Annotated in this window: 22 protein-coding genes, 1 tRNA gene, 5 pseudogenes and 2 other annotated features; of the genes and pseudogenes, 23 read left to right on the top strand and 5 right to left on the bottom strand. The window is 37.4% G+C overall.

Annotated elements, in window-relative coordinates; all coding sequences use genetic code 11:
• The first annotated feature begins 13 nt into the window (after window positions 1–13).
• From queA to LEUFL_RS12115, 3 genes and pseudogenes are all read left to right on the top strand, one after another.
• Entirely contained in the window at window positions 14–1,072 is a 1,059-nt protein-coding gene (gene queA / locus LEUFL_RS0107785) for a tRNA preQ1(34) S-adenosylmethionine ribosyltransferase-isomerase QueA (protein ID WP_010008606.1), read from the top strand.
• 141 nt (window positions 1,073–1,213) lie between these two features.
• Window positions 1,214–1,564, top strand: a complete 351-nt coding sequence (locus LEUFL_RS0107780; RefSeq protein ID WP_010008605.1) for a hypothetical protein — start codon at window positions 1,214–1,216, stop codon at window positions 1,562–1,564.
• Window positions 1,565–1,585: 21 nt separating this feature from the next.
• Window positions 1,586–2,658, top strand: a pseudogene (locus tag LEUFL_RS12115) (metaphase chromosome protein 1).
• Window positions 2,659–2,688: 30 nt separating this feature from the next.
• Here the strand turns inward: LEUFL_RS12115 and LEUFL_RS0107770 are convergent.
• Window positions 2,689–3,084: a hypothetical protein gene (locus tag LEUFL_RS0107770; RefSeq protein WP_010008602.1), complete on the bottom strand. Its 396-nt coding sequence runs from the start codon at window positions 3,082–3,084 to the stop codon at window positions 2,689–2,691.
• Between the two features lie 28 nt (window positions 3,085–3,112).
• Window positions 3,113–4,345, bottom strand: a complete 1,233-nt coding sequence (locus LEUFL_RS0107765; RefSeq protein WP_010008600.1) for an aminopeptidase — start codon at window positions 4,343–4,345, stop codon at window positions 3,113–3,115.
• A gap of 142 nt (window positions 4,346–4,487) precedes the next feature.
• Between LEUFL_RS0107765 and LEUFL_RS0107760 the strand changes: the two genes are divergently transcribed.
• From LEUFL_RS0107760 to LEUFL_RS0107680, 16 genes and pseudogenes are all read left to right on the top strand, one after another.
• Window positions 4,488–5,246 carry a GH25 family lysozyme gene (locus tag LEUFL_RS0107760; RefSeq protein WP_010008598.1) on the top strand — a complete coding sequence of 253 codons (759 nt, stop codon included), beginning with the start codon at window positions 4,488–4,490 and terminating at the stop codon, window positions 5,244–5,246.
• A 25-nt stretch (window positions 5,247–5,271) separates the two neighbouring features.
• Window positions 5,272–6,278: pseudogene (locus LEUFL_RS12110) on the top strand (Gfo/Idh/MocA family protein).
• A pseudogene (locus LEUFL_RS12105) lies at window positions 6,278–7,571 on the top strand (DEAD/DEAH box helicase). The pseudogenes LEUFL_RS12110 and LEUFL_RS12105 overlap by 1 nt, the downstream one beginning before the upstream one ends.
• A gap of 585 nt (window positions 7,572–8,156) precedes the next feature.
• Window positions 8,157–8,984: a bifunctional DNA-formamidopyrimidine glycosylase/DNA-(apurinic or apyrimidinic site) lyase gene (gene mutM, locus LEUFL_RS0107745; protein ID WP_010008596.1), complete on the top strand. Its 828-nt coding sequence runs from the start codon at window positions 8,157–8,159 to the stop codon at window positions 8,982–8,984.
• Window positions 8,985–8,997: 13 nt separating this feature from the next.
• Complete coding sequence (locus LEUFL_RS0107740) at window positions 8,998–9,759, top strand: DUF975 family protein (RefSeq protein ID WP_010008595.1); 762 nt, start codon at window positions 8,998–9,000, stop codon at window positions 9,757–9,759.
• Window positions 9,760–10,379: pseudogene (gene coaE / locus LEUFL_RS12100) on the top strand (dephospho-CoA kinase).
• Entirely contained in the window at window positions 10,366–11,694 is a 1,329-nt protein-coding gene (locus LEUFL_RS0107730; RefSeq protein ID WP_010008594.1) for a DnaD domain protein, read from the top strand. The pseudogene coaE and the gene LEUFL_RS0107730 overlap by 14 nt, the downstream one beginning before the upstream one ends.
• 105 nt (window positions 11,695–11,799) lie before the next feature.
• Entirely contained in the window at window positions 11,800–12,639 is an 840-nt protein-coding gene (dnaI, locus tag LEUFL_RS12095; protein ID WP_010008593.1) for a primosomal protein DnaI, read from the top strand.
• Window positions 12,640–12,691: 52 nt separating this feature from the next.
• Window positions 12,692–13,720 (top strand): annotated as a pseudogene (locus LEUFL_RS10495) (YibE/F family protein); the annotation flags it as partial.
• Window positions 13,717–14,490 carry a YibE/F family protein gene (locus LEUFL_RS0107710; RefSeq protein WP_010008587.1) on the top strand — a complete coding sequence of 258 codons (774 nt, stop codon included), beginning with the start codon at window positions 13,717–13,719 and terminating at the stop codon, window positions 14,488–14,490. The pseudogene LEUFL_RS10495 and the gene LEUFL_RS0107710, both read left to right, overlap by 4 nt.
• Before the next feature lie 57 nt (window positions 14,491–14,547).
• Window positions 14,548–14,766 (top strand) — a binding site (T-box leader).
• 92 nt (window positions 14,767–14,858) lie between these two features.
• Complete coding sequence (gene thrS / locus LEUFL_RS0107705; protein ID WP_010008586.1) at window positions 14,859–16,823, top strand: threonine--tRNA ligase; 1,965 nt, start codon at window positions 14,859–14,861, stop codon at window positions 16,821–16,823.
• Window positions 16,824–18,419, top strand: coding sequence for an amino acid permease (locus tag LEUFL_RS0107700; protein ID WP_010008583.1), 1,596 nt, complete (start codon window positions 16,824–16,826; stop codon window positions 18,417–18,419).
• Window positions 18,236–18,362, top strand: a sequence feature (ribosomal protein L20 leader region). Its footprint overlaps the gene before it by 127 nt.
• Window positions 18,376–18,915 (top strand): translation initiation factor IF-3, encoded by a 540-nt coding sequence (gene infC / locus LEUFL_RS0107695; RefSeq protein WP_050792595.1) that lies wholly within the window; start codon window positions 18,376–18,378, stop codon window positions 18,913–18,915. The genes LEUFL_RS0107700 and infC overlap by 44 nt, the downstream gene beginning before the upstream one ends.
• A 32-nt stretch (window positions 18,916–18,947) precedes the next feature.
• The gene (gene rpmI, locus LEUFL_RS0107690) at window positions 18,948–19,145 is read left to right on the top strand and encodes a 50S ribosomal protein L35 (RefSeq protein WP_010008581.1); all 198 of its coding nucleotides are present in this window, start codon (window positions 18,948–18,950) and stop codon (window positions 19,143–19,145) included.
• Window positions 19,146–19,253: 108 nt separating this feature from the next.
• On the top strand, window positions 19,254–19,673 hold the full coding sequence (rplT, locus tag LEUFL_RS10490) for a 50S ribosomal protein L20 (RefSeq protein ID WP_010008580.1): 420 nt from the start codon (window positions 19,254–19,256) through the stop codon (window positions 19,671–19,673).
• A gap of 80 nt (window positions 19,674–19,753) precedes the next feature.
• A complete protein-coding gene (locus tag LEUFL_RS0107680; RefSeq protein ID WP_010008578.1) occupies window positions 19,754–20,710 on the top strand; it encodes an LCP family protein in 957 nt (318 codons plus the stop codon).
• 47 nt (window positions 20,711–20,757) lie between these two features.
• On the opposite strand, the gene ppcA is transcribed toward LEUFL_RS0107680, so the two are convergent.
• Window positions 20,758–22,278, bottom strand: coding sequence for a phosphoenolpyruvate carboxylase (gene ppcA, locus LEUFL_RS0107675; protein ID WP_010008576.1), 1,521 nt, complete (start codon window positions 22,276–22,278; stop codon window positions 20,758–20,760).
• A gap of 246 nt (window positions 22,279–22,524) precedes the next feature.
• Between ppcA and LEUFL_RS0107670 the strand changes: the two genes are divergently transcribed.
• Together LEUFL_RS0107670 and LEUFL_RS12875 are read left to right on the top strand one after the other, a co-directional pair.
• Window positions 22,525–22,596, top strand: a tRNA-Asn gene (locus tag LEUFL_RS0107670).
• 133 nt (window positions 22,597–22,729) lie between these two features.
• Window positions 22,730–22,900, top strand: a complete 171-nt coding sequence (locus LEUFL_RS12875) for a hypothetical protein (protein WP_010008574.1) — start codon at window positions 22,730–22,732, stop codon at window positions 22,898–22,900.
• Between the two features lie 79 nt (window positions 22,901–22,979).
• Here the strand turns inward: LEUFL_RS12875 and rnjA are convergent, their stop codons facing one another.
• Window positions 22,980–24,662: a ribonuclease J1 gene (gene rnjA / locus LEUFL_RS0107660; protein ID WP_010008572.1), complete on the bottom strand. Its 1,683-nt coding sequence runs from the start codon at window positions 24,660–24,662 to the stop codon at window positions 22,980–22,982.
• Window positions 24,662–24,874 (bottom strand): DNA-directed RNA polymerase subunit epsilon, encoded by a 213-nt coding sequence (locus LEUFL_RS0107655; RefSeq protein ID WP_010008571.1) that lies wholly within the window; start codon window positions 24,872–24,874, stop codon window positions 24,662–24,664. Before LEUFL_RS0107655 ends, rnjA begins: the two co-directional genes overlap by 1 nt.
• 142 nt (window positions 24,875–25,016) lie before the next feature.
• Between LEUFL_RS0107655 and LEUFL_RS0107650 the strand changes: the two genes are divergently transcribed.
• Complete coding sequence (locus LEUFL_RS0107650; RefSeq protein WP_010008570.1) at window positions 25,017–25,583, top strand: LOG family protein; 567 nt, start codon at window positions 25,017–25,019, stop codon at window positions 25,581–25,583.
• Between the two features lie 38 nt (window positions 25,584–25,621).
• Entirely contained in the window at window positions 25,622–26,095 is a 474-nt protein-coding gene (locus LEUFL_RS0107645; RefSeq protein WP_033192958.1) for a MarR family winged helix-turn-helix transcriptional regulator, read from the top strand.
• The last annotated feature ends 47 nt before the right edge of the window (window positions 26,096–26,142 follow it).

Here is a 26,142-nt window from a genome sequence, read left to right as displayed (position 1 = left end):
AGGATACATAATAATGACACAAGAACACTACACTTTATCAGATTTTGATTATGATTTACCAGAAGCGCTTATAGCGCAAACACCTTTAAAGCAACGAGACGCGTCTCGACTTCTAGCTTTAAATGCTATTAGCGGTGAGTATGAAGATCGACATTTTTATGATATTTTAGATTATGTAAAAGCTGGCGATGCTATTGTAATGAATAATTCTCGTGTTTTGCCAGCACGATTGCATGGTGCTCGACCAGAAACAGGTGGACATGCAGAAGTTTTGCTATTACGCCAAGATCATGGGGATGTTTGGGAAGTCTTGATGAAGCCGGCTAAAAAGTCTCCTATCGGATCAGAAGTTGTCTTTGGCGATGATATGCAACATCCAATCATGACAGCAACCGTCTTAGAAGATTTAGAACACGGTGGTAAAATGATTGAATTCCATTATGATGGTATTTTTATGGAATTATTAGATAAATTAGGTGAAATGCCTTTACCACCTTATATTAAGGAAAAGTTGGCTGATCAAGAGCGTTATCAAACGGTTTATTCAAAAGTAGATGGCTCGGCAGCTGCACCAACGGCAGGTTTACATTGGACACCAGAATTGTTGGATAAAGTTCGTGCTAAAGGTGTTAAAACAGTTGAATTAACATTGCATGTTGGTCTCGGCACTTTCCGACCTGTTGAAGAAGAAAATATTGAAGATCATAAGATGCATTCTGAGTTTTATCAGTTAACAGCTGATGCTGCGCAAGATTTGAATGAAGTGCGTCAAAACGGTGGTCGTATTATTGCGACTGGAACAACGTCTATTCGAACGTTAGAAACCATTGGCAGCAAGTTTTCAGGAGAGTTAAAAGCTGATTCTGGCTGGACAGATATTTTCATTAAACCAGGTTATCAGTGGACAGTGGTTGATGCATTTATTACTAACTTTCATTTACCTAAATCAACATTAGTGATGCTTGTTGCTGCCTTTACTGGCCGAGAGCATATTATGAATGCCTATCATCATGCTGTTGCTCAACAGTACCGTTTCTTCAGTTTCGGAGACGCAATGTTTATCTATAAGTAATGATTGTTCATATAAAAAGTAGTTAACGTGAAGGTTAACTACTTTTTGTGATTTATTAGGCAGCAGTCATGACCTATGTTAGAATGATTGGTAGACTACAAATAAGGATAAATTATGTTGTCATCAACATAACAATAAATTATGGTAAAAAATAAATTTAACGCAACACAGTTTTTGTCATCATTATTTCATTATGTAAGAGATTTTAATTTTAATCATATTATTTTTGAAGTAAATCGCTATAAAACATCTGTAAAATTAGTGCGTAAATCACAAACTTACGGTAATGCAGAATTATTTTATGTATCAGCGGATACTAAGGCATTTGCGCCAGTTATTTCGCAAATTAATGCAGCAATCGAGCTTGCAGAATTAGAAGGTACACAACAAGCAAGTGTTAAAACGCCTGACTTGCAACGTGAAGAACAAATATTTCAATTCCGTCTACGCGAATTTGGACATGGCAAGTATCAGTTAGACCTTAGTATCTAAGTAAAGCGAGGAGTTACGGTAGTGAAACAAGGACAACGCGCACAAGTTAAGAAGATGCGTAATCTTAAAAAGAAACAAACGTACAAGCAAGCTGGTCATGTGAAACCATTTGATTTTAATGAGTGGGCCGGCTTTTTACGGGCACGTTATTATTTAATGTATCATGATAAGTATGATCAAAAAACGTTTGAAGTTGCTTCATTTTTCTTTGATGATTTGTTGGCAATGATTGTACAACAACACTTTACTCAGTTTACGAGTAATGAACGTGCGGCCGTTAATTTAAATGAAGCGATGCAGGCGACGTTAGTTAACAGTGAGGATCGTGATTGGCGTTACTTCATTTTGCTAGTACCTGTACTATTCGATATGCAGAAATTATTGGTTAAAGAAAGCCAAGTTAATACATACTTTATTGCCAGCGCCCCTAAGTTCGACATTAATTTCTGGCGCATGATTGTTAGAACAGTATTGGCAGTTAATTTCTTCAAATGGCAGGGCAAAGATGTTGCTGAGATGATGAAAACATCTAATGCGATTGACGAGTTACAGTATAAGTTCTTATCACAAAATGATGAAGACGATGATTTTGATCTACAAACGATTGGTGAAACATTTAGAGGATTAGCACCCGTTGTTGCCACGACAGATGATGTTAAGCAGGATGTTGAGGTAATGGTATTATCTCAAGATTTGGTTGATGCGGAACTCGTTTATGCTCAGCGCCGTTTAGAAGATTTTAAAGCAGCTGCAATAAAAGATGTTGTGAGTGATAATGTTTTGCATTTATTATATGCTTACCATGAAGGTATGGCGAAAATCTATGGCCGTACGCATAAGACGTGGGATGCTGAAAGTTTGAAGCAATTTACTAAGCAAGAGCTATTTGATTATTGGCAACCACAATGGCAAGATTTGGATGGCATTGGTGGAGAGTTGCGTGCATATCTCAAGTTCTTGAGTCAAAAAAGGCCATAAATGGTCTGGGCAAGTTGCTGAAGGGGATTGAAGGATTAGATCACTATATTGACGTTATGGCGATTAACACGTTACTCGCACAATTAACACCAAAAGAACTTGAAACTTTGAATTAAAAAACGATCATGAGTAAAATCATGGTCGTTTTATCTTTTATTTTTACTTTCAATAGCAGGTAGTAGTAATATAGTTTCAAGGACGACAAAGAGTAGAATGCTGATCCAAAAATTTAAACGTAAGACTTGATGTGTCAAAATATTAACTAATAAAATGGTTGATCCAACATAAATCAGATACCAGACATAAAGTATTTTATAAGGTATATCTGAGTTATCCTGTGCGGTTGGTAGGGTCCACAGATAGTAGAGTGCTAGCAAGGTCATGAATACAACAATGATTTTTAGCATTCGATTATCAGGTGGTACCATATACCAAAAGTCTAAATGACCAATCAGGGCAATGAGTAACATGAAAAATAAATGATGTGTATGCTTCTGTGATGAACCATTATTATGCCATTTATTTGACCATTTTGAAAACATAGACTAATCCTTTAAATATCTGAAAAAATTATGCCCAATCACCTTGTCTGAAAACGGGAACAAGTTGACCATCTTGAGTGATGCCGTCAATATCCATATCGGCAGAGCCAATCATAAAATCGACGTGTGTATCGGATATATTCCAACCACGTTGTGCTAATGCTTCGGGTGAAGCTGTTTTACCGTCTTTAATATTCGAAGCGTAAGCGGCGCCGATAGCAAGATGATCTGAAGCATTTTCATCAAACAATGTATTATAGAAAAGTATACCACTTTGTGAGATGGGTGAGGGGTGTGGCACTAATGAAACTTCGCCAAGGGATTTAGCGCCCTCATCAGTGTCAATAATCTTTTGTAATATTGCCATACCCTTTGTAGCAGTTGCTTTAACAATACGGCCATCTTTAAAATCAAGCGCGATATTTTCAATAATATTACCTTGATAAGAAAGTGGCAGTGTTGCTGCAACATGACCGTCGATATAGCGATTATCTGGTGCTGTGAAAACTTCTTCAGTAGGCATGTTAGGAATAAAAATATCACCAGCTTTGTTGTGTGAAAAAGCAGCTTCCCAAATATGACCTGCAGCTAGTCCAATAGTAAAATCAGAGTGTTCGTTTTTGTAGTGTAGAGATTTAAAATTGTGTTGATTTAACCAATCGGCTTTTTCTTGTAACGTTTTAATATGGCGATCCCAATTTTCGAGTGCATCAGAATGATCATCAATACGTACTGTTTTGAAGATAGCTTCCCATAAACGTTGTTGTGCTTCAGCAGGGTCTGTATTTGGAAATACTTTTTGTGCCCATGCAGGTGAAGCGGCCGCCACAACCAGCCAAGAAATATCATCACGCATTGTTGCATTTCGAACCATTGCAAGGTCGCGTTGCTTTGTCTGTGTCAAAGTTGAAAGCTTATGTGCATCGACGTGTGCTAATCCATCAGGGTCATCAGATAATAAACTAATGCGACTGGCATGTTGGTTAACAATTAAGTCTTGCCATTTATCAATAGTGTATTGGGGTGTTGTTGTGAGTAGTTCTTCATCAGCTGCATTGATATTCATTTGCGTAATGAGCTGGTCTGACCATTCGACAATTACCTGCTTAGCACCAGCCAAATAAGCGGCGTTAACAATTTTACGAGCGAGAACAACTTGATCGACAGATGCATACAAAATGACAGTTTGACCAGATTGTACGTTAATGCCTTTTTTAACTATTAATGTAGCGTATTGATTAAGCTTCGATTCAAACGACATAAATTGCCTCCATTTCTATTGGATAATTGTCGCACGCTCATAGGCAATTTTCAAGCAATTTTAGTGATCTACTTATTTTTCGTAAGAGTTATATAAGATATAAATAGAGCGGTATCACGGATTATTCGGTATAATATTACTTATGGAAAGAACAGATAATTTAGAGACAGTGAAAAAATTTCAAAAGGAGGGGATCAAGACAAGACGGGCTTTATCAATTTTTACATGGTTACTTATTGTAGTGGCTTTTATTAGCTCTGTCGCTATATGGATAGTGGCTAAGCCAGTATCAATAGCTTCAACCGTACCATCGGGCTTTTCTGTACAAGGTGTTGTCGTCAATCAAAGAGCAGAATACCTGGATTTTGGTTATTTAAAGGCAAATCATGTTGATTTTGTATATATTCAGAGTACAACTGGTACTGCGTTGGCTGATAATACATTCAAGAAAGATATGCAACGTGTTCAACAAGCAAAGTTAGATCGTGGTATTATGCATACTTTTTCTTCTGATAGTACAGCTGAAGCCCAGGTGAGTTATTTTATTCAAGAAGTTGGCAACAAAACTGGTAACTTGCCCATTGCTATTAGTGTGAATGCTGATCAATTGCAAACACAAAATAGCAAAACAGAACTAGTTAAGATGGTTAAGCTTTTGGCTAATCATTACAATCAAGAAATTTTGATATATACAACACCGAAAGTCAAAAAGCAATTGACAACGACAATACGTCAAGCACATTTTTGGTTAGTTAAGAATGATACGCAATCACTTAAGAAACAGGATGTCTTGGTTCAGTATGATGCAGATCATGTTGTCGGGCAAGGTGTTCGAGCTATTAAATTACCGACGAGTGTATTTAATGGCTCGAGGCAGGCTTATGAACGATTATTACAGTGAAATCAGATAATTTAGGAGGCAAATTATGATTAAATTTGGTGTGATTGGTACAAATTGGATTACTGAGATGTTTATTGAAGCAGCGTACCAGACGTCAGAATATCAGCTAACCACTGTTTATTCTCGTACTGAAGAACGCGCACAAACATTTATTGATCAACTGAAAGTATCACATGATACGATAACGACAGCCACTACGATGAGTGATTTATTGGCAAGTGACATTGATTTGGTATATATTGCTTCACCAAATGCCTTACATTATGAGCAAGCTAAAGCAGTCATTACAGCTGGCAAACACGTTATTGTTGAGAAACCGGTTGCTAGTAATCCTACAGAATTTTCAGATTTGCAGACAGCATTGGCACAACATCCAGATGTGTTATTATTTGAAGCGGCACGACATGTTCATCAACCTAATTTCAAAAAATTAAAGAAACGATGAAAACTTTGCCAATGTTACAAGGTGCAACGTTGGTTTATCAGAAGTACTCCTCACGCTTCGATGCTTACTTAGCAGGACAAGAACCAAATGTTTTGACGCGCAAATTTAGCGCTGGTGCCTTATATGACCTGGGTGTTTATCCTTTGTATGCAGCACTTGATTTGTTTGGTACCCCACAGGCAGTACAATACATTCCAACGTTACTCAGGAACGGGGCCGATGGCAAAGGAACAGCAATCTTGGTCTATCCTGATTATACGGTAACCTTGTTGTTTGGTAAGAGTGCCAATTCTTATCTACCAAGTGAAATATATGGCCAAAAAGAAACGATTTCGATTAGCAATATTACTGAGCTAGAATCTGTCACTTATCATGATGGTAACGGAAATCAAAAAGAAATCAGTACACCGGTTGATGATAATCCAATGATTCATGAGGCACAAGATTTCGCTAATATTATTAAGGATCCAAACGGTCAACGAGAAGTGTATAATAATTGGTTTAGACTGTCTCAGCAAGTTAACCAAACGCTGTTTGATTTACGTCAATCAGCAGGTATTGAATTCCCCGCAGATAAGAGAGAATAATGTTAGAAAAATTACTACCCTCACTACAGGATAAGTTTGAAGAAACATTTGATACACCCACACCCATTCAAAATGCTGTTTGGGAGGATGTATTGAATAAGAAGTCTATATTTGGTTTGGCACCAACTGGTACTGGTAAAACATTAGCATTTGTACTACCATTGCTAACCAATATTGATGTAAATCTTAAACGTACTCAAGTTTTGATTTTTGGCACCTAGTCAAGAATTAGCGATGCAACTATCCCATGTTATTCGTGAATGGGCGACCCTAGTGCCAGGTGTTAATGTTGTTAGTTTAGTTGGCGGCGCAAATGGGCGACGTCAGGCTGACAAGTTGAAGAAAGAACATCCCCAGATTGTGATTGGTACACTTGGACGCGTATTAACAATGGCTGAATCTGGTGCATTAAAGTTAAAAAATATTCAGTCAGTTGTTTTTGATGAAGCAGATGTGATGCTATCTGAAGAACGTTATGAAAGCATTAATCAACTAGCCGAACAAATACCAGATAATATCCAATTAATGCTGTTTTCGGCAACATCGGGCGTTGATTTGCAATATGTCAATCAGACATTTGGCCAGTCGGTTGTACCCGTATCTGTTGGAACAGATGCCCCAGCTAATATTCAACATGAATTTCAGTATGTTGATCAAAAGGCAAAAGCTAAGGTGTTGATTCAACTAGCACGCAATAAACAACAAGCCTTAGTATTTTTTAACTCAATTCGTAATTTAGTCGCGATGCAATCAACATTACAGCATGCTAATGCTAAGGTTACCAGTTTAGGCGGTAATGATAGACGTCACATTCAGCGTGCAGATGCATTGCGCTCATTTAAAAAGGGTGATGTTAGTTTACTTTTGGTGACCGATGTTGCAGCAAGAGGCCTTGATATTGTTGATTTACCATTAGTTGTGAATGCACAGTTACCGGAAAACAAGGAAACGTATATTCATCGAACAGGCCGAACAGGCCGAATGGGCAAGAGTGGACGAGTTTTGAATTTAGGTAACGATCATGATGTTCGTAATTTGAAACGGACATTAGGAGATGACTTTGCGTTAGTACCGGCTAAAACCGATAGCATAAGTTTAGTTTCTGATGATAAACAACAACCTAAAGTTGTCAAAAAGTCAAAAGATACAACTATCTTAGATCAGAAATCAGTTAGAAAGCCAGTATTGAAATCCAAGCCAAAACCTTCAAATCCGATTAATGATAGTAAGCCAAAGCGCAAAAAGAATCGTCAAAATAAAGATAAGGGTAAACCCAAATGGGCTAAAGCCTAGTTAAATGTATAAAAATAGGCCGTGATGGCCTATTTTTTGTGTGATATATTATTTGAATTATTTGTAGCATGCAATAAAAAACCGAAGCAGCCGCTTCGGGGATGGGGCATAGAGTTTGAGAAAGTATTGTGAGTAAGTTAAGAAACACCCCATCAGCTAATACTAACATGGATTGCAAAATAAGCGTTGTATAAACTATTCAACCAAATTTGAAAGCAAGAATAGACAAACCATCCACAGATTGGTGTGGATGGCTTGTGATGTTATATTATAATTAACAGATTAAATCATGCTTAATTTAATGTTAAATTAGTGAAAATTGAAAGAGATTTTATTTTTTGCGATGGGCTTCTTTATTCAACCATTTGTGGCTAGCAATAGCATTAAAAACAGTACCTAAAAAATCCAGAAACAGTGCAAACATTTCATATTCTTAACTTGACGCTACCACAAGGTATTTTCTATTTATAACGAATAGTATAAAATAATCATGTTAAAATAAGTAGACTAGAATGCGTTTAATATGCAGTAGAAAGCTAGTATGTAACAGCACAGAATTGTTACATCTTGATATTAGGAGTATATATGCCAGAACTACCAGAAGTTGAAACAGTTAGAAGTGGTTTGGAAAAGTTAATTGTTGGCGGTGAAATTGCAAACATTAGAGTGCCATATCCCAAGGTGATTATGGGAGATGCACCGGCATTTATTCAAGGTACCTTAGCCAGCCAATTTACAGCCATTGACAGAAGAGGGAAATATTTATTCTTGCGTCTGTCTAATCAACGCACAATTGTCTCGCATTTACGTATGGAAGGTCAGTATTCCGTTGAACCATTGGATGCACCGTTACATAAACATACGGAAATTGTTTTTGAATTGGCAGATGGTCGGGCACTATTTTATAATGATACGCGGCGTTTTGGACGCATGACTTTAGCTGAAACCGGTCTAGAGCAAATAGCCGTTCCAACATTAGCTAAATTAGGTCCGGAACCAATTACGACTGATTTACATTTAGAATATATGATTCAGATATTTGCTAAATCAAAGAAACCAGTAAAAAGTTTTTTGCTGGATCAGACTAAGATAGCAGGAATTGGTAATATTTATGCAGACGAGGTACTTTGGCAAAGTAAGATTCACCCTGAGACGCCTGCAAATGAATTAGACCCTTCGCAACTCGCAATATTACGTGATAGTATTATTAGTGAAATAGCACTTGCTATCAAACATCATGGGACAACGGTGCATAGTTTTAGTAATGTATTTGGAGAAGTTGGACAGTTTCAAAATCAATTAGAGGTATATGGGCGCAGTGGGTTGCCGTGTTTGCGCTGTGGGACACCGCTTGTTAAAATTCGTGTTGGACAACGCGGTACAACATTTTGCCCTAAGTGCCAGGTGAGATAGGAAAAGGAAAGTTATGAACGAATTAGAACCAATAAGTATTAGAGAAATGAAACGTGAAGCCAGAGATTTATACCGTGGCCATTGGGGAACGGCTATTAAGTTGAATATTTTGCCAATTGTGGCAGTGGTTGGAAGTTTCTTCTTTGTATCATTAATCATGGCCGTTGTCGTTTATTCATTGACACAAGGGACGATAAACGGTAGTGAAGTTGCAGGGCAAGCTGATACATCATCTGATAATAACTCTGTTGTTTTTTCTGTAATTAGCGATGGCATCGGTATGTTGTTTACTTGGTCGATTGCATGGGGGATTGTGGACTGGTTTAAACAACCTAAAGCAGACCAGCATTTCAAACAATCACTACAGATTTTTAGTAATGGCAAATTTTGGCAAAGCTTCTTATTGGCACTCGTACAAAATATTTTGATTTATTTGTGGACATTATTGTTTATTATTCCAGGAATTATCAAAACCTTTTCTTATTCGCAAACTTATTATGCGTATAAACGTGATTTAGACCAAGGAAAACGGGCTAATTCCTTAACAGACTATATTACGACTAGCCGACGAGTTATGGATGGTCGTAAGTGGGAACTTTTCTTGCTCGAGTTGAGTTTTATTGGCTGGTATATATTGGGATTCTTAACTGCTGGAATTGGTTATATTTGGATTATTCCATATGTAACCGGCACACGAGTAGCCTATTCTCGTCGTTTATTTGGTGATGATCAGTCAACGCAATCTGAACGTATCGTGCAAGAAAGGACCATTTAAATGTTAATTGTTGGCTTAACTGGGGGCATTGCCTCAGGAAAAACAACAGTCAGTACAATGTTTCATGAGGCTGGAATACCAATTATTGATGCAGACGTGATATCTCGTGAAGTTGTTGAACCGGGAACGACTGTTCTTGAAAAATAAAGTTGACTTTTGGACCACAAATTATTAAAAATGGTGTGCTTGATAGACAGCAACTGGGGGACACAGTATTTGGTAATGAGGCTAATTTGTCACAATTAAATGCCATTATACAGCCAGCAATTAGTAATGCGATTCAAGATAAACTTGCTTTTTGGCGAACACAAAAGGCACCAATTGTGATATTAGATGTCCCATTATTAGTTGAACGTGGTTATCATGAGAATGATAGTGTGGATCAAATAATTGTTGTAACAGTTAGCGAAGCCACTCAATTAGCGCGACTTAAAGCACGGAATCAGTTGGATGACTATGCAGCTAACAACCGTATTAAGTCACAATTGCCTTTATCTGAAAAAGTAAAAGTAGCAGACTATGTAATTGATAATAATGGTACATTAGCAGCAACACGTGAACAAGTTGCTCAAGTTATTGCAAAATTAAAGGAAATTGCACCCGAGTATGCAGGAAAGTAAACCAACAATTGAATTACATGCAAATGCAAGGGTACTAGTACAAGCAGCAGTACCGATTTCATTTGCTGATTTAGCGCGTACCTTTGATTTATACGTTCCGTTTATTGGTTCTACTGGTTATGCACTTTATCATATGTTAGCAACAGAAATAAACTATGTTAGCGTTACGGATGTATTAGATCATAATTTCTTATTAGACAGTCTAAACTTAAGCCTGCCAACTTTTGTGAGATTACGGCGAAAATTAGAAGCCGTCGGATTAGTTAAGACGTTTCATGATACGACTACTTCTGTGGATACTTATTATTATCGATTATTACCAGCACTGTCAGCGCAAGATTTTTTCAAGGAACAATTGTTAACAGGTTTATTGTACAAGTTTGTAGGTGAAGAACGTTTTATTGTGCTACAAAAACGTTACGGCATACAAGGTATTCAAAAAATCCAGGGTGAGGATGTTTCAGCACATTTCTTACAGATTTTTAAAAATGAAAGTACACCGACCATTCCACAGCAAAGTGTTCGATTGGACATGGCTAAGCCAGTAGTTAAAGATGACCATTTTAATTTTGAGGCCTTTGCTCAACTTGTACAAGGAACAACAGTCGACGAAATTAATAAACATCGTAACTTTTTGATAGCACAGCATTTGTTGTATGGGGTAAATGAACAACAGTTAGCAAATATTGTGAGTCAAACGGTAACGTTGGATACGCACGAAATTGATCAAGCTGGAATGCAACGTGCGCTTAAAACACAATTGGATACGACGCGTTCAACACAGCCAACGGGTAATCAACCTCAAATATCATCTGTAGAAAGCCATGATGAAGCTTTATCTAAAACGGCTAAAGCACTTGTTGAAGCAGCCAATCAGATACCACCAATGCATTTCTTGTCTCAGATTAAGCAATCACGTGGTGGCTTTATTACGAACAGTGAACGCAATATTGTCAATGACTTAACAACACAGGGAATATTGAACCCACCAGTAATTAATGTTTTATTACATCAAATTCTTATCGGTATGGATAATACATCGTTATCGCGGGCATTGACAGAAACGATTGCGAATGAATGGGCACAACAGAAGGTGACGACAGCGACGCTAGCCATACATGCTATTAAACGGCATCATGATCAAAAACAACAGAGTCAGCAAAATCGTCAGATTAAGACGTCATCGCGTACGCGTAATCGGATGGCTAAAATTGAACCAAAAATGGAAAATGTCACAGCAAAGCAACCGGAATATGATCAAAAGGATATTCAAAAAGCGTTAGCTAAATTGAAAGATCTGAAGACCAAGGATTAAGCTATGAGATGAGGAATCTAGTATGCAAAATTTGTCAGAAGTATTAGAAAAATTAAAAAACAATATCCACATCTTAAAAATAGTCAATCCATTCATACGATAGAAATGTTGAAACAAGATCAGGATATTCAAGATTTCTGGCAAGCTAATCAAGATAAATTAGCACCAGATGCTTTTTCACAGTCTTTAACAGCATTATATGAATATGTTCAGCAACGTAATATGGCGGCGCAGAATAGTAAGACATTATATCCAGGGTATGTGCCACAGTTGGATATTGAAAAGGGCTATATCCATGTGAAGTATGTGCCAACACAACAAACACAAAATAAGTTACGGCAAAAAGAGCACTTGAACACTTATAAAATGCCTGTTGCCATTCAGCAGGCCGACTTGGCGGCTGTGGTTCAAGAATCGGGTCGTATAGATGCCATTGTTGAAGCGATTAATATTTTGGATAATCTAACACATGCCAAAAATTATGTACAGGGATTGTATTTATATGGTGATTTTGGTGTTGGTAAAACTTATTTAATGGGAGCGCTTGCGAATGCATTGGCTGCGAATAACATCGATGTGATGTTGTTACATTTTCCATCGTTTGCCGTGGATGTTAAAAATAGTATTGGCCAAAAAGACAGTAGTACACAGCGCTTAATTGATCAAGCTAAAAATGCGACTATATTAATACTTGATGATATGGGTGCTGATACATTGAGTGCGTGGATTCGTGATGATATTTTGGGTGTTATCTTAGAACATCGTATGCAAAATGAACTGACCACATTTTTCACTTCTAATTTTTCTATGAAAGGGTTAGAGGAACATTTAACACAAACAAGAGATGGTGTTGAACCAGTTAAAGCTGCTCGATTGATGCAACGCGTTCGTTTTTTGGCTAAACCCATTCCAATGTCAGGGAAAAATAGACGATTGGAGTCATAATGGCAAAAGTATTTAAACGTATTCTTGTGGCTTTAGTGATACTTATTGGTGTTGGTTTTTTTTACGGCACAATGCCTTTTTATATCAGCACCCAGTTGGGCAAGTTGTTCAAGTACACAATCAAAAAGTACAAAGTATAACCGATGAACATAACAACGAAGATCAAATTTATCAGCAAAAATTAACCATTCGATTACTGAATCGTCAGCAAAAACGCATCATATTGACTAATGGCTTTAATCAGTCGCAGACAGTATTACATCGCTATCGTGTTGGGGACCAGTTGATTCTAGAAAAGCTGAGTAATCGATACCATATATTATCTTTGAAAAGAGACACTGTACTTGGTTTATTAGCGACATTGTTTATTTTATTACTTTATTTTTACGGTCAGCGTCGTGCTACGAGTTGGCTACTATTAAGTTTAATTACTAATATTGTACTTTTCATTGTGGCTGTTGGGATTGATGTGCAATTTAAAAATCCCAATGTTATTTTGATTTTTAGTATTTTAGCTGGATTCTTTGCATTGAGCAGTTTGCTATTTGTTCTAGGCAGAACATTACAAATGCGCTTAACTTTCTTTGCGACACTCACTAGTACAGCGTTAACTATGGGTATTATGTCAATTGTATTATTATTAACACATAATAATGGCGTTCATTTTGAAACAATGGCTTATGTGACTCAGGTGCCTGCAACACTCTTTATTGCGCAGACGATTATTGGTGTACTAGGTGCTGTTATGGATGAGGCTGCAGATATTGTGGCCGGATTATTTGGCATGCATCGTGAAAATGCGCAACGTCATTTTAAAGAATATTGGCATGCGGGGATGTCGATTGGCCGCGATATTATGGGAACATTGATTAATGTTTTGTTCATGATTTTCATTGCTGAAACAATGCCAATGGTTATTTTGATGCTTAGGAATGGGAATAACTGGCCATATATTTTAGAAATGGTGATGAACCTTGGCATTTTACAAACAGTCGTGTCGGGAATTGGAATTGTTTTGGCAGTACCAGTAACGAGTGCAATTGTTGCATTCTTTCTTCAAAGAAAGGTGGCTAAAATATGAATGCCATTATGATGCTAATGCTGATTTTATTCGTTTTGATGTTACTCGTTGGCGGTAAGCAGGGACTGCGTGGCTTCATTGGTTTAATGATTAACTTTTTGGCAATCTTTGTATTAATGATTCTGATGAATTGGCAATTCAATGCCTATGTTGTGACGATTATTGTGTCAATTATTATTTTAGCTGTTGCTATTTATTTAGGTGCGGATGATCCGAGTGTAACGAATCAGGCTTTCTTAACCAGTGTTATTGTCATTGGTATTTTGTTTGTGATGGCTATAATATTGCAGTGGGTAGGTCAATTTCAGGGGTTTGCTACTGAAAATTCGGAAGAACTGGAAGGCTTATCAACAAACGTTGGTATAGACTTTGGTAGAATTGCGATTACAACGATGATTATTTCAACTTTAGGTGCCGTAGCCGAGGCAGCAATGGCAATCATTGCCGACCTTAATGAAGTCATTGAGCGAACACCGAATATTTCTGTTAAAAACTTATATGGACATGCACGTATTATTGGTGGACAAATTTTGGGCACAGCAATTAATACATTGTTTTTCGGTGTTTTGGGCGCCAGCCTACCCTTGATTATTTGGTTTGTCAGATTGAATTATGCTGTAGCAATGTTTTTTAATTCTAAAGTCCTGGTTGTAGAATTAGTGACGATGTTATTAGGTATGCTAGGTATCTTGTTAAGTATTTGGCTCGCAAGTTGGTTAGTCGTTCGAGATTTTGTTAAACAAAAGAAACAAGGTATTTTGAAGCAATAATGAACAGAATATGATAAATTAAGTTGAAATATATAAAAATACATGATAACATTGCACCTATAAACATTGATAAGGACAACTTCATTGTATGGCGTTTACAAAGAGAGCTAATGTTTGGTGGGAATTAGCAACGCGTATCATGAAGACTACCTTTGAGTGAGTGGTGAGTAATGTATTAGAAAACTACTTCGGGTGACACCGTTATACTGTCGTAGAGGATGGACAATGCATCATTGTCCATAAATTTGGGTGGTACCACGGTTAATCGTCCCTTTAGATATTTATTTTATATCTAGAGGGGCGATTTTTGTGTTTATTAATGAAACTATATTGGAATTACAGCGATGTAAATCCTATTGGAGGAAAGTATGTCAGAATTAGAACTTGTATTTCCTGATGGTGCAATCAAAACATTTGCAGCGGGAACAAAACCCTTAGATGTTGCTGAAAGTATTTCTAAATCATTAGCTAAAAAATCAGTTTCAGCTAAGTTAAATGGTGCGTATGTTGGCATGCATGATGTCATTCCTGCATCAGGCCAATTTCAGTTAATTACAACAAGTGATGACGAAGCGCTTGATTTATTGCGTCATTCTGCGTCACATTTGTTAGCACAAGCTTTAAAGCGTATTCCAAAGTTTAGCAATATTCATTTTGGTGTCGGACCGTTCATTGAAAATGGTTTTTACTACGATACAGATAATGGGGCAGGTAATCAAGTATCTGTTGAAGATTTTGCTGAAATCGAAGCCATGATGCATAAAATTGTTAAAGAAGATTTGCCGATTGTTTCTCGTGAAATTACACGCGAAGAAGCATTAAGCATGTTTAAGGATGATCCGTACAAGGTTGAATTAATTAACGATTTACCGGCTGAAGAAAAAATTACAATCGCTGTACAAGGCGATCACATTGAATTAGATAAAGGTGGTTTAGTGCCATCAACTAGTTGGATTAAGCACTTTAAGTTAGTGTCAGTTGCTGGTGCTTATTGGCGTGGTGATTCATCAAATCATATGATGCAACGAATTTATGGTACAGCTTTCTGGAAGGCAGCAGATGTTGAAGCTGAATTACAACGTCGCCAAGAAGCTAAAGAAAGAGACCATCGTAACATCGGACGAGATCTTGATTTGTTCTTTACAAGTCAAGAGGTTGGATCAGGCTTACCTGTATGGCTACCAAATGGCGCAACAATTCGTCGTCAAGTTGAACGTTATATTGTTGATAAAGAATTATCAAATGATTATCTACATGTCTATACGCCAATTTTGTCTAACCTTAACTTGTATAAAACATCTGGACATTGGGAACACTATCGTGAAGATATGTTCCCACCTATGGATATGGGAGACGGCGAGTTCCTTGAATTACGACCAATGAACTGTCCATCACATATTATGATTTATAAGCATAAGCCTCGTTCATACCGTGAATTACCAATGCGTATTGCTGAATTGGGTATGATGCATCGTTATGAAAAGTCTGGTGCGTTAACTGGATTATCACGTGTTCGTGAAATGACTCTGAATGATGGTCACACTTTCGTGGAACCAGAAAAGTTAGAGGAAGAATTCAAGTCGATTTTGAAGATGATGATGGAAGTCTATGAAGACTTCAATATCACAGATTATCGTTTCCGTTTGTCATATCGTGATCCTAAGAATACAGCTAAGTACTTCGATGATGATGAGATGTGGGAAAAGAGCCAAAAGCAGCTTAAGACAGCAATGGATGACCTCGGCTTGGATTACTTTGAAGCTGAAGGTGAAGCTGCATTTTACGGTCCTAAATTAGATGTTCAGACTAAGACAGCTTTGGGCGGCGAAGAAACTTTGTCAACGATTCAACTTGATTTCTTGTTGCCTGAACGTTTTGATCTTTCTTATATTGGTGAAGATGGCAAAGATAATCATCGTCCGGTGATGTTGCATCGTGGTATTGTTGGGACAATGGAGCGCTTCACAGCCTACCTCATTGAAATGTACAAGGGTGCTTTCCCAACATGGTTAAGCCCATTGCAAGTTCAAATCATTCCAGTTAATTTGGGTGCTCATGGTGACTATGCACGACGTATTCAACAACAGCTACAGGTAGCTGGCTTGCGTGCTAATGTTGAAACAAAAGACGCTAAGATGGGATATTTGATTCGTGAAGCACAAACGAAGAAAGTACCTTACACACTAGTACTTGGTGATAATGAAGTTGCTGATGAAACAGTCACTGTTAGACAATATGGATCAGAAAAGACTGAAACAATCAGTATTGCAGCATTTGAGAAACTTATTTTAGCTGATGTTGCACGTTATTCTCGTGAAACGGCGGTGGAATAAATGTCTGAACAATCGAATGACGGTAATAGTGATCATTCGAAGGCAAAACAAGGTGGTTTACAAAGCCGCCATGTTCAGCTAATTGCGATTGGCGGTACCATTGGTACTGGCTTATTCATGGGCGCGGGTAATTCGATTCACTATGCTGGACCGTCAATCTTATTGATTTATCTTGCAGTTGGCTTCTTTATGTTTGTGATGATGCGTAGTATTGGTGAATTACTTTATGCGGATCCAACACAACACACGTTCATTACCTTTATTACCAAATTCATCGATAATCGCGCTGGCTTCTTTGCACGATGGTCGTATTGGCTAGCGTTGATTTTTATGGGGATGGGTGAATTAACGGCTGTCGCCAATTATATTCAATTCTGGTTGCCAGAAGTGCCATCTTGGTTAATTCAGGTCATCATGCTAGCTGTATTAACTGGTGTTAATTTGGTGGCGGTTTCGTTATTTGGTGAAACTGAATTTTGGTTTGCAATGATTAAAATTGTGGCCATTTTATCTCTAATTGTAACGGGATTGATTATGGCTTTTACCGGATTTAAAACACCAGAAGGTACTGTAGCTTTCAGTAATGTCATTAAAGACTTTTCTATCTTTCCAAATGGCACTGGTAATTTTATTAACGCCTTTCAAATGGTCATGTTTGCCTTTGTTGGTATGGAATTTATTGGTATGACAACAGCGGAAACTGCTAATCCCAGAAAAGTTTTGCCTAATGCTATCAACCAAATACCATTGCGTATTTTACTTTTCTACCTTGGTGCATTACTTATCATTATGACGATTTATCCTTGGCGTGAATTACCTGCTGATAAAAGTCCGTTTGTGATGGTATTTGAATTAGCCGGTATCAAATGGGCAGCAGCTTTGATCAACTTTGTTGTGCTTACTAGTGCAGCTTCAGCTTTGAGTAGTGTTTTGTTTAGTGCAAGTCGTAATTTTTATGCCTTGTCATTTCAATCAAAATCTCAATATTTAAAGCCATTTAAAAAGTTATCTAAAGCACAGGTACCAGCAAATGCGATTAAGCTGACTGCTGTTATGATCGCTGCTTCAGCAATTATTAGTTTAATTCCATCTATTGATTACGCATTTGGTTTTGTTTCAAGTGCGGCAACGGATTTATTCCTAATGATTTATATCTTGGTTTTGATTGCTTACATGAGATATCGTCAATCTTCAAGCTACATGGTAGATGGTTTTAAGGTGATTGCACCAAGAACATTGGTGCCATTAACCATTGTTTTCTTCGTGTTTGTCTTTATCACACTATTCTTTAACAAAGATTCTCAAATTCCAGCTATTGGTGCTTTAATTTGGATTATTATCTTTGGATTTGTATCATATAAACAACCAAAGTACTTGACAAAAAATAAAAAATGTCTATACTTAATAACTGTTGAAACAAGTAGAAGCACCCGCTTCTCGCCTTATGATAGTTATTGTTGGGCAGATACACGTTGTACGTCAGTACTACAAGTGTTTAAGCAGGGTGGAATATTATTTCTATCCTGCTTTTCTTCTTGTTCACAAAAAATAAATTTGGAGGTGCCTAACAATAGCACGTCAACCAAGACAAGTTGATTTAGTCAACGAAAATATTCGCGCGCCACGTGTTTTACTTATCCAAAACGGTAAGCAAACAGAAATGGCAACACGCGATGCTCAGAAAATTGCTGAAGACATGGAGCAGGATTTAGTATTGGTGCAAGCTAATGCTGTGCCACCTGTTGCCAAAATTATGGACTGGGGTAAAGTCAAGTTCCAACAGCAAAAGAAGCAAAAGGAACAACGTAAGAATCAAAAAATTGTCCAAACTAAAGAAGTTCGGATGAGTCCAGTGATTGATTCTGGTGATTTTGATACACGTAAAAAGGCTGCAATCAAGTTCCTTGAAAAGGGTAACAAGGTTAAACTGAATTTACGTTTCCGTGGTCGTATGATGACGCACCAGGATATTGGTCGTGAAGTATTAGAACGCATGGCCAATGAATTAACTGATATTGCCAAGGTTGAACAACGTGCCAAAATGGATGGCCGCCAAATGTTCTTAGTCTTGGCACCAAAAGAACACAAATAATTGTCAAGAGAATTTAAATTAGGAGATTAGTCATGCCAAAGATGAAGACACACCGCGCATCAGCAAAGCGCTTTAAAAAGACAGCCAACGGTGGTTTGAAGTCGGCTTCTGCTTATACTTCACACCGTTTCCATGGTAAGACAAAGAAGCAACGTCGCCAATTACGTGGTACACGTATGATGGATTCTACAACAGTTAAGACATACGCTAAGTTGCTTAGCCAAATTTAATTAGGCGATAAAACAAACATAAATATTAATTGCAATATTTATTGGTTTGATTCGAATACTAGCATATAGTGCAGTATGAATTCATTGATTATCTAGGAGGAAATACCCATGCGAGTTAAGGGTGGTACAGTGTCACGCGCACGTCGTAAAAAGTTTATTAAGTTGGCTAAGGGATACCGTGGTCAACGTCGTATTAATTTTAAAGTTGCTAAGCAACAAGTTTACAAGTCATACTTGTATGCTTACCGTGATCGTAAGAATACAAAGCGTAACTTCCGTAAGTTGTGGATTGCACGTATTAATGCAGCAGCGCGTATGAATGGTTTGTCATACTCAAAGTTGATGCACGGTTTGACATTAGCTGGTTCACAATTGAACCGTAAGATGTTAGCTGATTTAGCTGTTTCAGATTTTGAAACTTTCTCAGCATTAGCTAACCAAGCTAAAGAAGCTTTGGCTTCAGAAAATGTTTTAGTTAAAGAGCGTCAAGCTGCTACAACTGAAAAGACTGTTTCTGTTGAACGTTAATCAAGAGGGCCTTGTATAATATAAGGTCCTTTTTGCTATGGAAATTATAAATTTGAATCTCATATATACGAGAGGGAACCATGGAAAAGAATACACGTCAATCACGTCATGAAGCACCGAAGAAGAAGCATACTTTGCGTAAAATAATTTTATCCATAGTTGCGTTATTAATTATCGGTATTATTGGTACTGGTGCTTATGCTTTCTTTAGCGTTAACAGTACCATATCTAAGATGCAAAATAATTCTAAATACACAAATACAAAACAAGCGGATAAAGCAACAAGTAAAAGTAAACCAATAACATATTTACTTCTTGGTACAGATACCGGTGAATTGGGAAGAGACTACAAAGGTAGAACCGATACGATGATGGTTATGTCGGCTAATCCAAAGTTGAAATCAACAACCATTATGTCTATTCCACGTGATACATATGTTAAATATCAAGGTAGTCCAATTAAAATTAATGCGGCCTATACTTATGGATCTGAAACGACAGCTATTGATGCTGTTCAAGATTTACTTGGTATTAAGATTGATGGTTATGCTTTGATTAATATGGGCGGTTTAGAAAAGATGGTTAATGCCGTTGGTGGTGTTGATGTGACATCACCTTTGACTTTTACCTATGAAGGCGAGAGCTTCGTCAAAGGACAGACTTATCATCTCGATGGTTCGCAAGCTTTGAAATTCTCGCGGATGCGTTATGATGATCCTCAAGGTGATTATGGTCGTCAAAACCGCCAACAATTAATTATCGAATCTGTTTTGAAAAATTCAGCTAATGTTGGGACTCTGTTTAATTCAAGTTTGTTGAACACAATGTCAAATAACATACAAACAGATATTTCAACAACGTCGTTGAAGAATTTAGCATTAAATTATCGTGGTGCCCTAGGTAATATTAAACAAGATCACCTACAGGGTAATACGCAAATGATTGATGGACAAAGTTTTGAAGTTGTACCCCAATCAGAATTAACACGTGCACAAAACGTTATTCTTAAGCAACAAGGGAAAACAACTGAACAATGATAGAAGAAAAAACCTTGACAATTCGTCAAGGTTTTTTATATAAATTTTTAACCAAGAAAATGACGTAATTGGGCCATTCGGTTAATTAATGCCTTAATTGCTACTGATGAACCATCTTTAAATTCGACGATTTGTTGTGCAATTTCAGCATGTTGCTTTTCTTCTCGAGATTTTGGACCGATATCAAAATTGAACTTGCTTTGAAGAATTAAGATATCTTGTTCGACATCTGCCCAAGCGGAATTTTGTGTTTTCAAAATTTGCAAGGCATCTAAATTGATATAGCGTGCTAATTCGGTAAAGTCTTGTGCCATGCTTGGATAAGCTTTAGAAAATACACTGAGTTGATCTTCAGAAAGGCTGTCCAATGCACGACCAAAACCAATGAATTCTGGTGGTACACCAATTGAATAGAATGAACCAGTGAAGTTGATGGCACGTGGTAGCTCAATACCGTCAACTGAACGTGAGTAACCTAGAACGCCAACGTGTTGGCGACGATCACGACGCTTAGGAAAAGCTTTGAAGATAGGCTGTAAATCAGGAATTAAGTTATCCAGTGTGTGATGATAGAAACCTGCTGAAGATTTAGCAATATCAATTAAAATATCTTTATCATCATCACTGATTTGTAATGGCGTAACAGCTGGTAATTCTTCTTTTAACTTTGCAATGGCTGATTGTACTTCGTCAATAGGGAAATCATAACGGAAAGCTGATTGTACTGTTGCTGTCCGAATACCAGGGAATTCACGAATATAACGTTCGATACGACGAGGTGATAAACCACCACGGAAGATAGCCGAACCAGTACCAGAAATTGGGAATATTTCAATATTTTCGCGTTCTGCAAATTCATATAACCGAGCAATAGCTAATTTGTTTCCGGTAATTGAGCTCATAAAACCATCTGTCAAAGCAGAATCCGAACCAGCTAAGAATACGCGCATGTATTTTGGTTTAAAGCCAAAATGCTTTTCGTGAAGAGCTAAGTATTCAGTTAAAATTTCTGGTGCGTGTAGTTGTGTTTCAAATCCCTCGAATAATGGAATCATTTCGATATAAGGAGTATTTTTAGGTGAATTACTTGTAAATTCTTGGCTTTTGAAAATAGCGAGCTTTTCAAAAAGTTTCTGCATTTCAACAATTTGATCAGCACGTTCAGCCATTGGTAGAATAGCTTCAAAAAGAGGGCGATGAGAGAACCCTAGATCGTTTGAAAAATCTTCAGAGCTCAGAAATGCCGTCATAGCTTGCATTAAATTGTAGCCTTTTTCTTCCCAAATGTTTGGGAAACGGAAAGTTAGAAATTTATCACGACCAAGTTGATGTTGCTTAAAGTAATCATACTCGGTACTGAAAAGTCGGTCGATGACCGCAGCATCAGCATGTTTACCTTCCCAGTCCCACATATACTCATCAACATCCAATTCTGAAAAGTTTTCAAAAGCTTCTGTTGTTTCACGATAAGCGCTAATGAATGGTTGCTGTGATGTATCCCAAAATGGTGCGTTGGCATTATCAGGGTGTTGTGTTCCCATAATTATTGGTATATTGCGATTAACCATAAATTTCCTCTTTCTTAATTACTTCTTCTAGTTTACCATGTGTGTTCTTGAGTTTCAGCTCATATTATTAATTTTTAGTGATATTTTTATTAAAATAATAGTCAATGTTCGTTATTTTACTGTGCCAAAAGGATTTGATACTTATGATAATAAAATGTGTAATTATATTGAATATATAAATAGTATTTTAATGAAAAGGTTGACAGTGTGACGCTACCGTGTTAATATTAACGAGTAAGTTTTTATTGCTCCATAGTTCAGCGGTAGAATAACGCACTGTTAATGCGCAGGTCCCTGGTTCGAATCCAGGTGGAGCAGTCATAATGTTAATACAGAATCGTAGTTGGTTAAGCCAGTTACGATTTTTTGCACTATAATGAGTGGGTGAACTAAAATAATCACATTTAAACTAGTCTAACGTATTATAAATTAAAAAGATGAAAGGTATCATATGCAGAAGAAAGATTTTGTACTGAATATATTCTTAACACTAGTCATGGTTATATTTTTATTTTTAAAAGGGCGCTATATTGATGACCATGCCGTCATTGTGTTTGTTGCTTTTGTTGTGGTTTTGCTATTAATTTGGGGACCGCAGATATATAAGATGATTAAAAAATAATGCTTAGTTATCTTAAATGATTCAAGCGCTAATAAAAAATGCTGTTCCAACGAGTAGACGTTGAAACAGAATTTTTCTTTTATACCATAATTAGCATTGGCAAAATCATGGGTTTACGAGCAGTCTCTTTATAGAGAAATCTTGATAAATCGTCAATAACAGCTTGACGAATATCAGATTCAGTAGCATCTTTACGCATCATTGCTTTACGAATGGTGGTAAAGATGACGCGGCGACCTTCATTAATTAATTCACCAGATTCACGCATATAGATGAAACCACGTGACAAAATATCTGGCCCAGAAAGAATTTCTTTATTAGTCAAATCAATGGTTGCTGTTGCAATAACTAAACCATCTTGAGATAGTTTTTGTCGATCGTGTAGGACAACGCTACCAATGTCACCGATACCTGATCCGTCGATATAGGTATCCTCAGCAGGGAAGTGACCAGCGATGCGTGTACTTTCACCGTCTAAGGCTAGAACATCACCATTTTCTAAAATAAAGGTATGATCTTCTGGCATATCTAATTCGTGCGCCAAACCAGCATGAACACGTAGCATACGATATTCACCGTGAACTGGCATGAAGTATTTAGGCTTCATTAACGCTAACATTAACTTTTGTTCTTCTTGGCCACCATGACCAGAAGTGTGAATGTTATTCATTTTACCGTAAATAACATTGGCGCCACCTTCTTCTAGTTTATTAATCACAGCATTAACAGATGCTGTGTTACCAGGAATAGGAGAGCTTGAGAAAATAACGTTATCCTTAGGCTTTAGTCTAATTTGCTTGTGTGTACCTTCAGCAATACGTGCTAAAGCTGCCATAGGCTCACCTTGAGAACCAGTTGACAAAATTAATAATTCATCATCAGGAATATTCTTAATTTCGTTTTGTTCAACAATGGCATCATCAGGAATATTGAGATAACCTAGAGCACGACCGTTAGTTACGGCTGATTCCATAGAGCGGCCGAACACAGCGATTTTTCGACCATGCGCAATAGCTGCATCAGTTGCCATACGAACACGGTTCATATTCGAGGCAAAAGTCGCGAATATAATTCTACCGTGCGGCATTTTATCAAACAAGCGATTAACTGATTTAGCGACCCAGGCTTCTGATTTTGTCCATTCTGGACGTTCAGCGTTGGTGGAATCACTCATCATCAATAAGACGCCATTTTCACCAATTTTGGCCATTGACCAAAGGTTAGGTGGCTGCTTAGTAGTAGGGGTTAAGTCGAACTTGAAATCACCTGTTTCGACAATTGTGCCAACAGGCGTGTGCACTGCAACACCGAAAACATCTGGAATAGAATGCGTTGTACGGAAGAATTCAACACTGACTTTGTCAAATTCGAGTAAAGAACCATCCGTAATTTCGTGTAATTCAACACGATTCAACATTTGTTTTTCTTCAAGTTTATTTTTAATTAAGGCCATTGCCAGTGGACCAGCATATACTGGTACGTTAACAGCTTGTAAGAAATAGGCGATGGCACCGATATGGTCTTCATGTCCGTGAGTGATAACCAGTGCTTTGACGCGATCGATATTGTCAACTAAGTATGTGTAGTCTGGAATAACATAATCAATACCCAAAAGTTCATCTTCTGGGAACATAATGCCTGCATCCACGACGATTATTTCGTCTTGATACTCAATACCGTAAGTATTTTTACCGATTTCACCTAAACCGCCTAGCGCATATACTGCGACTTCATTAGGTTTAATATCAACAGAATATGTCATTAGAATGTTGTGATTTCGAAGTTAGGGTTGGCCTTTTCGTAAGTCACGCCCTTGTCAGTTAACTCTTCGATATACTCCACATTATATTTTGTGCTTGTTTCTACGATTTCACGAGCTTGTGGCAGACTTTCTGCTTCAAGGTAAAGTGAATGTGTTGTTTCACGCTTTGGATTACGCTCAGCGTGTTCTTGATAATAGACTTTGTAAATCATAATGCCTCCAAAAATTAAATTGTCACGAACGGTCGGAACCGAAAACCTTATAATATTGTAGCATATATTGAGGTATTAAGGTATTCTACTAGACAAATGACGGGGTATTTGATAAATTAAGCTAGAATGGGGTACGGCATAAATGATCAAGTTTAATCGAATTAAATCTGTCGCAGTTTTTATGGGTTCTTCTTTCGGTGATGATACCATTTACGAGCAACAAACAATTGAAATGAGTCGATTAGTTGCGCAACATCAGCTTCGGATGGTGTATGGTGGTGGTAAGGAAGGTTTAATGGGTGTAGCTGCTCATAGTGTTATGGCAGCCGGGGGCGAAGTGATCGGTATTAGCCCCATAACGTTATCAGCAGAAGCCATTGATCCGGATGAAATCACACAATTTATTGAAGTTGATTCAATTGATGAACGCAAGCAAATGATGATAGCTGCTGCTGATGCATTTATTGTATTACCTGGTGGCTTTGGCACTTTGGAAGAATTAGCTCAGGTCATTAGTTGGGCTAAAATTGACTTGCATAGTAAGCCATTAGCATTACTGAATACAAAAGGCTTTTATGATTCGTTGTGGCGATGGCTTATTGATTGTGTTAATTGTGGTTTTGTTCAGCAGAGTGAATTGGAATATCTACATATTTTTGACCATCCATTAGATATTTTTACCTATTTTAAGTCGTTTGATGATGTATAACTAGCCAAATATATAGAGGAGGCTAAATAACAACCAATATGATGAATGAACATGAAGATTTAATGTTTAGTGCAATTGACATTTACATGTCCGCTTTAAAACACATTGAAGAATTAATTTCACAACCAACGAGTCAATATGGTGTTTCTTTTGAACAATGGTTAATTTTAAATGAGGTCGTCAATAGCCAAGAAGCAACGACAATGACACGTATTGCACTTGAGCGCAATGTGACAAAGGGGGCTGTTGCACGCCAACTCAAGCCGTTGTTGGAACAACAATATTTAAAACAAGAGGTTGATAAAGATGATCGACGACGTGTTATATTAGTTGTGACAGATAGTGGTCGGGCCGTTAACCGAAAAATTTTGTCAGCAGTTAATGAGCGTTTCAGCCGTTGGGTCAATATTTTTGGTAGAAATGAATCACGGCAATTACTTGATTTGTTAAGTAAATTTGATCATTTGATTGTGCAACCGCAACTTAAAAATAAGACCGATAGTATTGAATGAACACAAAATATATGTTAAAATAATTCGTTGTTTGTCTAAAATATATA

The sequence above is a fragment of the Leuconostoc fallax KCTC 3537 genome, from assembly GCF_000165675.1.
Taxonomy (GTDB): domain Bacteria; phylum Bacillota; class Bacilli; order Lactobacillales; family Lactobacillaceae; genus Leuconostoc_B; species Leuconostoc_B fallax.
Note: the sequence above shows the minus strand (reverse complement) of the source record. Positions and strands in the feature narration are given on the sequence as shown.